We start from the raw sequence: 11,845 nt of genomic DNA on the forward strand, positions 1-11,845 counted from the left end.
GAGACCATTCCCGAGGTCGAGCTGGTGATGCAGGACCTGCGCACGGTCGACGTGGACATCCTCACGCTCGGCCAGTACCTGCGCCCGTCGGACGGCCACATCAAGCTCGATCGGTACGTGACGCCCGAGGAGTTCCGCCACCTGCGCGACGTCGGCATGGCGATGGGCTTCCGCCACGTCGAGAGCGGCCCGCTCGTGCGCTCCAGCTATCACGCGTGGGAGCAGGTGCAGGCCGCGAACGTGTAGCCGTGTCCCGCCTTTCGCAGTCCCCCTTCCGTCTGACCCATGGCCAAGAAGAAAGCTGACCCCATGCCCGCCGCGCAGCCGAGCGGCGACGCCTCCGCGCAGCGCGACGACAATCGCGAGATGCTGCGCTCCATGCTGCTGCAGCGGCGGTTCGAGGAGCGGACCGCGGAGGCGTACGCGATCGGCAAGATCGGCGGCTTCTGCCACCTGTACATCGGCCAGGAGGCGGTGGCCACCGGCGCCATACACGCCCTGCAGCAGGGCGACTACGTGATGACGGCGTACCGCGAGCACGCCCACGCGCTCCAGTGCGGCATGGACCCGGGCTCCATCATGGCCGAGCTGTACGGCAAGGCCACCGGCTGCTCCAAGGGCAAGGGCGGCTCCATGCACATGTTCAGCGCCGAGCGCAACTACCTGGGCGGCCACGGCATCGTGGGCGGCCAGATCCCGCTGGCGCTGGGCGTGGCGTGGAAGATCAAGTACCGTGGCGAGCAGCGGGTGATGCAGGTCTACATGGGCGAGGCCGCCGTGAACCAGGGCGCCTTCCACGAATCGCTGAACATGGCGGCGCTGTGGAAGCTTCCCCTCGTGCTCATCGTCGAGAACAACCGCTTCGGCATGGGCACCGCGTGGGAGCGCGCGTCGTCGCTGTACGACATCGCGCAGAAGGCCAGCGCCTACGCCATGCCCAGCGCGGTGGCCGACGGCATGGACCCGCTGGACATGTACCGCGTGACCAAGGAAGCCGCCGACCGCGCCCGCAGCGGCGAGGGGCCCACGCTCATCGAGGCGCGCACCTACCGTTTCGTGGGCCACTCCATGTCCGACCCCGTCTCGGGCGTGTACCGGACGAAGGAGGACGTGGAGCGCGAGAAGCTGAAGGACCCCATCCGCATCTACGCCGACTTCCTGGCCAAGCAGGGCATCCTGTCGCAGGAGGAGCTGGAGAAGATGGACGCCGAGGTGCGCGAGATCTCCGAGAAGGCCGCGCAGTTCGCCGAAGATTCGCCCGACCCCGAGGTGGGCGAGCTCTACAAGGACGTCTACGCCCAAGAGGACGTGAACGGCCGGCTCTATTTCGACATGAGGAATCGCTGAGATGGCGGTCATAACGTATCGCGAGGCGCTGAACCAGGCGCTCGCCGAAGAGATGGAGCGCGACCCCGACGTCTTCCTGATGGGCGAAGAGGTGGGCGTGTACAACGGCGCCTACAAGGTGTCGAAGGGCCTGCTGGACCGCTTCGGCGAGATGCGCGTGGTGGACACGCCCATCACCGAGCTGGGCTTCACCGGCCTGGGCGTGGGCGCGGCCATGACGGGCCTGCGCCCGGTCATCGAGTTCATGACCTACAACTTCTCGCTCCTGGCGCTGGACCAGGTGGTGCACTCGGCGGCGAAGCTGCTGTCCATGAGTGGCGGGCAGTTCAAGATCCCCATCACCTTCCGCGGCCCCACGGGCGCCGCGCTCCAGCTCGCCGCGCAGCACTCGCAGGCGCTGGAGGCCATGTACGCCCACTTCCCGGGCATGAAGATCGTGGTGCCCGGCACGCCTGCGGACGCGAAGGGCCTGCTCAAGGCCGCCATCCGCGACGACGACCCGGTGGCCGTGTTCGAGGGCGAGATGCTGTACAACCTGAAGGGCGAGGTGCCCGAGGACGACGACTTCGTCATCCCGCTGGGCGTGGCCGAGGTGAAGCGCGAGGGGAGAGACGTCTCCATCATCACTCACGGCAAGATGGTGCACGTGGCGCTACAGGCCGCCGCGCAGCTGGAGAAGGACGGCGTGAGCGCGGAGGTGCTGGACCTGCGCAGCCTGCGCCCGCTGGACGTGGACGCGATCCTGGCCACCGTTGCCAAGACCAACCGCGTGGTGCTGGTGGAAGAGGGCTGGGCCTTCGGCGGCATCACCGCGACGGTTGCGGCGCTCATCCAGGAGGAGGCGTTCGACCACCTGGATGCGCCCATCCTGCGCGTGACGCAGGCGGACGTGCCCATGCCGTACGCCAAGGGCCTGGAGAAGGCCGCCAAGCCCAGCGTGGAGCTGGTGGTGGAGAAGGTCAACCGCGTCCTGTACCGCTGAGCCGGGAGAGCTGAACACATGGCAACCAAGGTCTACATGGAGGCCCTCTCCCCCACCATGGAGGAGGGCCGGCTGGTCACCTGGCTCAAGAACGAGGGCGACGAGGTCAAGGAAGGCGACGTGCTGGCCGAGGTCGAGACCGACAAGGCCACCATGGAGCTGGTGGCGCGCGGCTCCGGCGTCCTGCGCAAGCGCATGGTGGGCGAGGGTGATACCTCGCCCGTGGGCACGGTGATCGCCGTGATCGCGGGGGCGGACGAGGACGTGTCGGCCCTCACCGGCGCGGCGGAGGCGAAGGCCTCGCAGGGCGCGGCGGGCGGCACCCAGGGCGCGAGCGTGCCGGACGCGTCGAAGGCGGGCTCGAAGGAGCAGGCCGACGTCGCGCAGGCCACGGCGGCGCTGGCGGGGTCCGAGCACACGGAGCAGGACCAGGCGGAGCGCGGCACCCCGGCGGAGGCCACTCCGGCCGGGGCGAAGCCCACGCCGGTGCCACAGGGGGGGCAGCAGTCCGGCCAGGCGGCTCCCGCACAGGGCGCGTCGGACAACGGGCGCGTGAAGGCGTCGCCGCTCGCCCGCCGCATGGCGGCGGACGCAGGGATGCAGCTGGGCGGCGTGCAGGGCACGGGCCCCGGTGGCCGCGTGATCCGCCGCGACGTGGAGCAGGCCGTGCAGGCCGGCGGCGCGCAGCAGCAGCCGGCGGCGGCGGCCGAGGCGCCGCAGCAGGCGGAGGCTCCCAAGGCCGCGGCCGCGCCGTCCGCCGGCGGGTATCGCGACGTGCCGCTGTCGCAGATGCGGAAGACCATCGCCAAGCGGCTCACGCAGTCCATCGGCCCTGTCCCGCACTTCTTCCTCACCATCGAGGTCGACATGGGCGAGGCGGTGCGGATGCGGGCGCGGATCAACGAGCGCTTCAAGGACAAGGGCGTGAAGGTCTCGCCCAACGACCTGATCATCCGCGCCGTGGGCTCGGCGCTGCGGAAGCACCCGTTCGTGAACGCGTCGTGGACGGGCGAGTCCATCCGCTTCTTCGACGGCGTGCACATCGGCGTGGCGGTGGCGGTGGACGAGGGCCTCATCACCCCCGTGATCCGCGACGCCGACCGCAAGGGCGTGACCGAGATCGCCGCCGAGGTCCGCGAGCTGGCGGGCCGCGCGCGCGAGAAGAAGCTGAAGCCCGAGGAGTACACGGGCAGCACCTTCTCCATCTCCAACCTGGGGATGTTCGGCATCGAGGAGTTCACCGCGGTGATCAACCCGCCCGAGGCGGCGATCCTGGCGGTGGGCGCCATCAACGAGAAGGTCGTGGTGGTGAACGGCGAGATGGCGGTGCGGCAGCGCATGCGCGTCACCCTCTCCTGCGACCACCGCGTGATCGACGGCGCGACCGGCGCCGCGTTCCTCCAGACGCTCCAGAGCTACCTGGAAGACCCGATGCTGATGATCGCCTGACGTTCGGGCGGACGAAGGATGACGAGAGGGGCCTTCCCACGGCGGGGAGGCCCCTCTCGCATCTTCCGTCACCGGCGCGGCCTTCGCCGTTCATCATCCCCCTCGCATCCGTCCGCCGACGCGTCTCACGCGGAAACGCGGAGAACAGCTCCCTTCTCGTGCAGTTCTCCGCGTCTCCGTGCCTCCGCGTGAGCCTGCCGTTCCCCTGGGAGAGCGTGGCGGTCCGCCCGTCGCGGTGGAATCGCACTCCGCGTGAGGCCGATCGGTGGATACGAAGATGCGGAGCGGGCGGCAGGTTCACCGCAGCGCGACGGGAGACGCGCGCCGCCTCGCCGTTCCGCTGTGTCGTACGCGGCCGGGAACGTTGCGCGGCGAGCGGCGGCGCCCCATCATGTGCAGCGTCGGATTCGGCCGCACGAGCATCCCGCATCCCGAAGCCCGCCCGGACCCCGCAGGCCCACCGTCCGGAGGGCGTCCATCATCCCCGCCGCATGCCCGCCCGCACCGCCCCCGGAAGAGGGCGCGGGCGCACCGTTGCGGCGAAATCCCACCCTTCAGGAAAGGTGCTCCACATGACCTCCATGCGACGCGTCTCCGCCGGCCTGGCGGCGCTCGCCCTGTGCGCGAGCGCTCCCGCGGCCGCGCAGCCCGGCCGCCCCGCCGCCGCGCCCATGCTGCGCGAGGGCCAGACGGTCACGGGCGCGCTCTCGGACAGCGACCCCACGCTCAACCTGCACGGCCGCTTCAAGGTGTACCGGCTGGCCGGGCGCCGCGGGCAGCGCTTCTCCATCATCATGCGCTCCACCGCGTTCGACTCGTACCTTTCGCTGGGGCGGCAGGTGGCCGGGCTCACCGACTACCTGAAGACCGACGACGACGGCGGCGGCAACAGCGACGCGCGCCTGCGCTACACGCTGCCGGAGACGGGCACGTACTTCGTGGTGGCGCAATCGCTCAAGCCCGAAGGCCTGGGCAGCTTCACCGTTGCGGTCGACACGCTGCCCACGCCGGTGAACACCCCGCCGGTGCCGGTGCGCCTGGGCCAGACGGTCAGCGGGCGCCTGGAAGAGACCGACCCCACGCTCGATGCCGACGGCACCCACTACGACCTGTACACGTTCGAGGGCCGCAAGGGCCAGCGCCTGGAGATCGCCATGCAGGCCGCCGACTTCGACGCGTACCTGGGCTTCGGGCGCATGGAGGGCGGCGACGTGCACGTGACCGAGAGCGACGACGACAGCGGCGGCGGCACCAACGCGCGGCTTCGTGCGACGCTGCCGGAAGACGGCCGCTACGTGATCCGCGCCAACGCCATCGGCGAGAACTCCACGGGCGCGTACACGCTGCAGGTGTCCGAGCGTGCGCCCGCGCCGCAGCCGGTCGCCTCGAACCTGGCCGTGGGCCAGACGGTGAGCGGCACGCTGGCCGACACCGACCCGGCGGCCGAGGACGACTCGTACTACGACCTGTACCGCTTCACCGGCCACGCGGGCGAGAAGATCACCATCACCATGACGTCCGACGCGTTCGACAGCTTCGTGGTGCTGGGGCGGATGGAGAACGGCGAGTTCAAGCAGATCGACACCGACGACGACGGCGCGGGCGGCAACAACTCCAAGCTGGAGCGCACGCTCGACGCCGACGGCGAGTACCTGATCCGCGCCAACTCCATCGCCGCGCACTCCACCGGCGCCTACACCATCAAGCTGGAGTCCTCGCGCAGCCAGTAGCGGGCGCAGGACGGACCGGCCGAAATCGCGGGCCGGTAGATGAAAAGAGGATCGGCCCCCGTCCACGGTTGGACGGGGGCCGATCTGCTTCTTTCGATTGCATCTACATCGGCTGGTCGAGTTCTGCCGATGCGCATCTTCGTCCAGCCGATCACATCTGCCGACGCGCACCTGCCGATCTGCGTCATCCCTGGCTCGATTTCCCGATCGACATCTCCCGCCCCGCATCTCCCGGCCTTTTGCCGCGACCCCGAGTGAAGGAAGATTTCGCGGATGCGGGAGCTACCGGACGCGGGTCCAGATGAGGATGGCGCCGCAGCGGGCGTCGCGCTGACGGTAGGCGTTGGGCGTCTCGGACGAGCCGCGGTAGACCTCGATGCCCTCCACCGACTCCGGGTTGATGGTCTGGAGGTCCAGGTTGAACTGGAAGATGCCGTCCACGTAATACAGCGGCGAGCAGCGCCCGGTGCCCCGCAGCGGCGTGCGCGAGGTGGACTGGATGGAGCCGTTCTGGCTGTCGCTGAAGCGCATGTTGAGGAAGCGGCGCAGCAGGTCGGGCATGGAGGGCGTCTTCTGCGTGGCGATCTGGTCGCGGGTGATGAACCGCCCCGTGCCCAGCCGCTGCCGGTCGTAGAACCCGCGCGACTCCAGCATGCGCGTGCCCCAGGTACGCTTCTCGGCCTCGGCGGTGAGCGCGGCCATCTCCACCGGGTCCACGTCGAGCGTCACGGCCACGGTGGTGGGCGAAGACGACTCGACCCGCGCCTCCACCCGGCGCGTGGCGTAGCCCAGCATGCGCACCTCCACCACGTGCCGCCCCACCAGCAGGCCGGGAATGTCCACGGTGCCGGAGTCGCCGGTGGACAGCACGCGGCGCGAGGCGGGAATGCGGACCTCGGCGCCGCGCAGGGGCTCGCCCGTGACGGAGGCGGTGACGCGCGCGGTGAGCACGCCCTGGGCATGCGACGTCGCGGGCGAGAGCAGGACGAGTGCGGCCAGGGCCGCGGGTGCGAGGGTGCGGGTGGGACGGCGCATCGTGTCCTCCGGGAGGATGGCTCCGGCGGGTCCGGGCGGTTGCGGACGCCGCCGCCGGGTGCGCTGCGCCGCCGCTACAGGGCGGAGCTGCGCAGTTCGATCGTCCACAGCCAGTCACGCTTGCCGGGCGAGACGCGGATCAGCGTCTCCTGCCGCTTCGCCACGCGCACCCGCACCACGCGGAACCGGTTCGGCAGCTCGATCATGTACTCGGCCCGCGAGCGCCGCGAATTCCGGACCTGGATTCCGTCGGGCAGCGCCACCAGCTTCTCGCCCCCCGCGCCGGAGACGATCTGCGCCGTGGCGCCGGCCATGTCGCCGAAGTGGAGGGTGGCGCCGCCGGCGGCCTGCATGGTCTCGAACTCCAGCAGCACCTCGGTGCCTTCGGGGCTGAACGACACGGGCGGCGGGGGTGCGGGCGGGGCGAGCGGCTTGGGCTTGGGCGCGGCCGTGAGCGGCCCGGGGGCGGCCGGTCCGCGCCCCGCGACGCCGTCGGCCGCCACGGCGCGCACGTCCGACAGCGGCTTGCGGTGCAGCAGGCGTAGCAGCGCGGCGCTCAGCGCGTCGGGCTCGGGGCCGGCGAACACGGCCACGCGCTCGCCCAGCCACTCGCGGCCGGGGCTGGTGCCCATGGCGGCCGTGATGAAGACGAGGAGCACCGCCGCGACCTTCAGCAGCGTGCCCCCCGTGGTGGACGTGCCCAGCAGGCTGCGGCGGCGCCGGGTTCGCTCCATGGCCGCCAGCGCCAGCGCGCGGCGCGACGGGTCGGGGAGCTGCACGGGCAGCTCGGCCACGTGCTCGCGCACCAGGCGGCTCCGCTCGTCCAGGTCGCGGAGGCGGGCGGCGCACGAGGCGCACGAGGCGAGGTGGCCGCGCACGCGGCGGCTGCCCTCCAGGTCCAGCTGGCGGTCTATCGTGCGAAGGAGGTCGCCGTCCGCCAGGTGGGGCGGGCGCACTCCGGTGGTGAATGTCATCTCAAGCTCTCCGAGGTCGCCGCCAGCTCCGCCGACAGCTTGCGGAGCGCGCGTGCGAGCATGGTTCCCACGGAGCCAGTCGTCGTGCCGACCGCCTGGGCGATCTCGTGGTGGGCGAAGCCCTCTTCACGCATCAGCAGAACCGTGCGCTCCTTCCAGCTCATCCGGTCCAGCGCGGCCCGCACCAGGCGCCTGCGCTCGCCGCTGGCCATCTGCTCCTCGGGCCCGGGGCCCACGTCGCCCATGGGCACGCGGTCCGGCGAGCCCATGAGCAGCGTGAGCCAGCGCGCCCGTGCACGCGCGCCGTCGCGCACCACGTTGGTGGCCACGGCGAACAGCCACGCGCGCACGTTGCGGTCCTGCGGCGGGCGTTCCACCAGCCGCACGAACGCTTCCTGCGCGGCGTCGGCGGCCAGGTCCGAGTCGCCGGTGAGGCGGACGAGGTACCTGAACAGCCCGTCGTAATGCTCCAGGAAGAGCTGGGTGACGTTCAAACGGCCGTCCGCTGGTTGAGGAGCTTCCGCCAAGACTACGCTACCTCCGGGGCCGGGGCCCCGCTGTGGTTCTGCGTGATGTAACGAGCCTGCCCGCGCGATTCTGACCGGGCGGCCCGATGGGTGCGGGCGCGGGGCCCGTGTGTGCGGCTGGGAGATGCGGGAGGGCGCCCGACGCCCGAACGGGCGAGTGGCACCTGCTTCAATACTACCGGAAATGCTGTGTCGGGAGAAGTGCCGATGGTACCGTTTCCAGTGCGGTGGAGCGTAACTCCGCGCCGGCCGGCGGCTTATCGCGTCACACCGGATCGTCTTGCGGCGGGCGTGCATCCGTCGGTTGCGCTTCGGGGGATGCGGCGCGGCGGAGGCGGTTGACCAGGCGGTGCGCCTGGCGCGTCGTCTCCGGCTCGCGGAAGCGCGGGCTGGCGGCGAGGACGATGCGGACGGCGGTGCCGAGGTCCATCAGGTGGCCGGGGGAGACGTAGACCGGCTTGCAGCCGGCGCGCGTCCGCACGGCCATGCCCACGACCTCGCCCTTGTCGACCAGCTCGGCGGTGGCGCCGCGCTCGGGGCCGAGCTCGCCGTGCTTGCCGATGAGGATGGACTTGCCGCAGCCGATGGTGGGGATGCCGAACAGCACGCCGCCGTGGCAGGCGACGCCGAACCGCCGCGGGTGCGCCAGCCCCTGGCCGTCGAAGACCAGCACCTCCGGCTTCTCACCCAGCCGCTCCCACGCGAGGGCGAGCGCGGGAAGCTCGCGGAACGAGAGGTAGCCAGGCACGTACGGCATGGGGAGATGCGCGACGGCGGTCGCCTCGCCCACGGGCGCGAGCGTGGCCGCGTCGAGCACGACTATGCCGGCGAAGCCTTCGTGCGCGTGCTTCTCGGTGGAGATGTCGGCGCCCGCGACGGTGCGCGGCGCGAAGTTGGGCGGAGCCTGGAGCACCAGCTGCTCGCGGAGCCGCAGCTGCACCTCGCGTGCTTCGGCGATGGAGAGGTTCCAGCCATGGTGCAGCGCGGCGGGCTCGGTCGATGACATCGTGCGTCGGTTCAGGGGATCGGGCGGACGACGTGGAGGCGGGCGGCAACTTCGGGTCCATACGGAAGAGCGGGGCCGTTCTGCCTCCGCTCTGGCGGAAGGCCGGAAAAGCGGCCATCTTCCACGCCCTGGAAAACCGTCTCCCGCCGCTCCCGCCCCACTCCTCCCGGAGCCCGTTCATGGACCGCACCCGCTTCATCGAGCACCGCGGCAAGCGCATATTGCTGATGGACTACACCGGCATCCGCGCGCCGGCCGAGGCGCTGGAGGCCATCGAGGCGTCGAAGGGCGTGGTGCGGCTCCAGCCGCCCAAGTCGCTGCGGGTGATCACCGACGTCACGGGCAGCCACTACGACAGCACGGTGGTGGCGGCGCTCAAGGAGCTCGCATCGCACAACACGCCGTTCGTGACGGCGAGCGCGGTGGTGGGCGTCACCGGGCTGATGCGCGTGGTGCTCTCGGGCATCATCATGTTCTCCAAGCGCAAGATCCAGACGTTCGACACGCGTGAGGCGGCGATGGAGTGGCTGGTGCAACAGGAGTAGGCCGGACGCGCAGTGCTTCGACCGAAGCGTGGATCGGGGGAGATGCGGAGCGCCGGAGATCGGACGTGAACCGGCGATTCGGGAGATACGATCAGTGCTGTCGACTGCGCCAGGTGCTGCATCTGCCGGCGATGTAAGCCCGATCTCGCCTGGGTGATGTTAAGCGTACTCGCGGTATCGCCGGTGGTGAAACCAGCGGCTGGGAACGGCGGTGGTCCCGGCGGGCGGGGTGAGCTGCAGTGGAAAGATGAAGCGCGCTTCGGCTAGATTGCCGGAGCGCGCTTCGAGCTTGTCGAGCGGTAAGTTGGTTTTCTCCCACACCTTGGGCGAGGGAGACCCGGCGGCGGTTTGCCGGGGCTCGCTCGCGGGCGGGGAGACCCCGGACGGAGGCCGACAGCAGTACCGTTGGCCGGAGGAGGAGGCTCCACGCCCCCGGGGAGGAGACGGACGGCGGGGCTGTTTCCGCCGGCCGGCTCCGGAGCGGTCCGCCGCCGCCAAGCCAGGAGCCGCTACGGGTAGAGCTGCCCGGTCCGCCAGGTGCCGGGGACCGATAGGTCGCGCGCGTAGACGTCGCGCTCGTGGAGGCGGCTGGGGCGGCCCTGCCAGAACTCGATGCGCTCCGGGACCACGCGGAAGCCGGACCAGAACTCCGGCCGGGGGATGGCGCCGTCGCCGAACCGCGCTTCCACGAACGCGATGCGCTGGTCCAGGTCCACGCGCGCCGGCAGCTCGGTGCTCTGCCGCGACGCCCACGCGCCCACCTGGCTGCCGCGCGCGCGCGAGGCGAAGTATTCGTCGGCCTCGGCGGCGTCCACGGCCTGCACGGCGCCCTCGACGCGCACCTGCACCTCGAACGGCTGCCAGTGGAAGCAGAGCGCGGCGAAGGGGTTGGCCGCCAGCTCGCGCCCCTTGCGGCTGCCCAGGTTGGTGTAGAAGACGAAACCGCGCTCGTCGAACCCCTTGAGCAGCACGATGCGCACGGAGGGCCGGCCGCGCTCGTCTGCCGTGGCGAGCGACATGGCGGTGGGCTCGCGGATCTCGGTGCTGGCGCGGGCGCGCTCCAGCAGCTCGCCGAAGCGGCGCAACGGATTGGCGTCCGGCGCGGCGGGCACGTGCGAGGTGTGGTCGGTCAAGGTCCATCCTCCGTCAGTCGCGGCGAGCCGCGGCATGTGTGTCCATCGAGCGATCCCAGCCCGGCGATCCGATCCCCGTGGTTCCCGTCGGTTAGTAGCGCATCGGCCGAAGTCGTTGGGACGATGCGCGTTGCGGACGTGCCTGCGCATTTCCGGACGGATCGGATGCGATGAATCGCACCCCTACGGCCCGGTGCTCGGACTCGGGTGCGGGGCGGCGCTAACGTAGGAGCGGCGGGGGCGGGGGGCAAGCGGCGGGGAGGGACTTCGGACGGACGTCAGGCGGGCGGGACGGGGTCGGCGTGGAACTGGACGTAGTGGCGGTGCAGGGTGTCCAGCGTAGCGTCGAAGGCGGCGACGACGGCGGGGTCGAACTGGGTGCCGGCGCAGTCGCGGATCACGGCCACCGCCGTCTCCCACGGCATGCCGTTGCGGTAGGCGCGCAGGCTGGTCATGGCGTCGAGCGTGTCTGCCACGGCCAGCACGCGGGCGGGGAAGGGGATGGCTTCGGCCTTGAGGCCGTCCGGGTAGCCCAGCCCGTCCCACCGCTCGTGGTGGTGCCGCACGACGCCGATCACGAGCGGGTCGTCGATGAGGGGCTTCAGGATGCGCGCGCCGATCACGGGGTGTTTGCGCACCTGGTCGAACTCGCGGCGGGTGAGGCGCTCGGGCTTGCCCAGAACGCTGTCCGGCACGCCGATCTTGCCCACGTCGTGCAGGTCGCCCGCCAGGCGGAAGCTGAGCAGGTCCACCCCGCCGGTCTGCTCGGCCAGCGTCATGGCGTAGCCGGTTACGCGGCGGGCGTGGCCGGCGGTGTACGGGTCCTTGGCCTCCACGGCGTGGGCCAGCGCGTGCGCGGCGCGCAGGATCCAGATCTTGCTCTCGGTGTCGCGCTGGCGAAGGCGCGCCTCCAGCACCTCGCGCTCGCGGCGGTCCTGCCTGCGCGCGCGTGCGCGGGCGAGCGACGACTCCACGCGCGCCAGCAGGTCGGCGTTGTCGAAGGGCTTGGGGATGAGCTGGTCCACGCCGGTGTCGATGGCGGCGGCGGCGGTGGAGAGGTCGCCGTGCCCGGTCATCAGGATGAGGCGCGTGTCCGGCGCGCGGGAGCGCACCTCCA

The 11,845-nt window shown here is 71.2% G+C and carries 12 protein-coding genes; 6 read left to right on the plus strand and 6 right to left on the minus strand.

The features are described from left to right. From VFE05_16615 to VFE05_16635, 5 genes are all read left to right on the plus strand, one after another. On the plus strand, positions 1-246 hold a 246-nt coding region (locus VFE05_16615), incomplete at its 5' end, for a lipoyl synthase (protein HET6231699.1). Positions 247-285: 39 nt separating this feature from the next. Next, positions 286-1,347, plus strand: a complete 1,062-nt coding sequence (gene pdhA / locus VFE05_16620) for a pyruvate dehydrogenase (acetyl-transferring) E1 component subunit alpha (protein ID HET6231700.1) — start codon at positions 286-288, stop codon at positions 1,345-1,347. A gap of 1 nt (position 1,348) precedes the next feature. Further along, a complete protein-coding gene (locus tag VFE05_16625) occupies positions 1,349-2,329 on the plus strand; it encodes a pyruvate dehydrogenase complex E1 component subunit beta (GenBank protein ID HET6231701.1) in 981 nt (326 codons plus the stop codon). 18 nt (positions 2,330-2,347) lie between these two features. Beyond that, complete coding sequence (locus VFE05_16630; protein ID HET6231702.1) at positions 2,348-3,778, plus strand: pyruvate dehydrogenase complex dihydrolipoamide acetyltransferase; 1,431 nt, start codon at positions 2,348-2,350, stop codon at positions 3,776-3,778. Positions 3,779-4,350: 572 nt separating this feature from the next. Beyond that, complete coding sequence (locus tag VFE05_16635; GenBank protein ID HET6231703.1) at positions 4,351-5,508, plus strand: PPC domain-containing protein; 1,158 nt, start codon at positions 4,351-4,353, stop codon at positions 5,506-5,508. Between the two features lie 282 nt (positions 5,509-5,790). Here VFE05_16635 and VFE05_16640 read toward each other — a convergent pair whose 3' ends face one another. The 4 genes from VFE05_16640 to nfi all read right to left on the minus strand — a co-directional run bounded on the left by VFE05_16640 (position 5,791) and on the right by nfi (position 9,050). Beyond that, a complete protein-coding gene (locus VFE05_16640; protein HET6231704.1) occupies positions 5,791-6,543 on the minus strand; it encodes a TonB-dependent receptor plug domain-containing protein in 753 nt (250 codons plus the stop codon). Between the two features lie 74 nt (positions 6,544-6,617). Beyond that, entirely contained in the window at positions 6,618-7,517 is a 900-nt protein-coding gene (locus VFE05_16645; GenBank protein ID HET6231705.1) for a hypothetical protein, read from the minus strand. Next, positions 7,514-8,011, minus strand: a complete 498-nt coding sequence (locus VFE05_16650) for a sigma-70 family RNA polymerase sigma factor (GenBank protein HET6231706.1) — start codon at positions 8,009-8,011, stop codon at positions 7,514-7,516. Before VFE05_16650 ends, VFE05_16645 begins: the two co-directional genes overlap by 4 nt. 298 nt (positions 8,012-8,309) lie before the next feature. Then, complete coding sequence (gene nfi, locus VFE05_16655; protein HET6231707.1) at positions 8,310-9,050, minus strand: deoxyribonuclease V; 741 nt, start codon at positions 9,048-9,050, stop codon at positions 8,310-8,312. A gap of 179 nt (positions 9,051-9,229) precedes the next feature. Between nfi and VFE05_16660 the strand changes: the two genes are divergently transcribed. Continuing rightward, positions 9,230-9,595, plus strand: coding sequence for a hypothetical protein (locus VFE05_16660; GenBank protein ID HET6231708.1), 366 nt, complete (start codon positions 9,230-9,232; stop codon positions 9,593-9,595). A 509-nt stretch (positions 9,596-10,104) separates the two neighbouring features. Here VFE05_16660 and pdxH read toward each other — a convergent pair. Then, positions 10,105-10,728: a pyridoxamine 5'-phosphate oxidase gene (pdxH, locus tag VFE05_16665; protein ID HET6231709.1), complete on the minus strand. Its 624-nt coding sequence runs from the start codon at positions 10,726-10,728 to the stop codon at positions 10,105-10,107. A 278-nt stretch (positions 10,729-11,006) separates the two neighbouring features. Beyond that, positions 11,007-11,845: HD domain-containing phosphohydrolase (locus tag VFE05_16670; protein ID HET6231710.1), on the minus strand; the 839-nt coding region annotated here is incomplete at its 5' end.

The sequence above is a fragment of the Longimicrobiaceae bacterium genome (genome assembly GCA_035696245.1).
Classification (GTDB): Bacteria; Gemmatimonadota; Gemmatimonadetes; order Longimicrobiales; family Longimicrobiaceae; genus DASRQW01.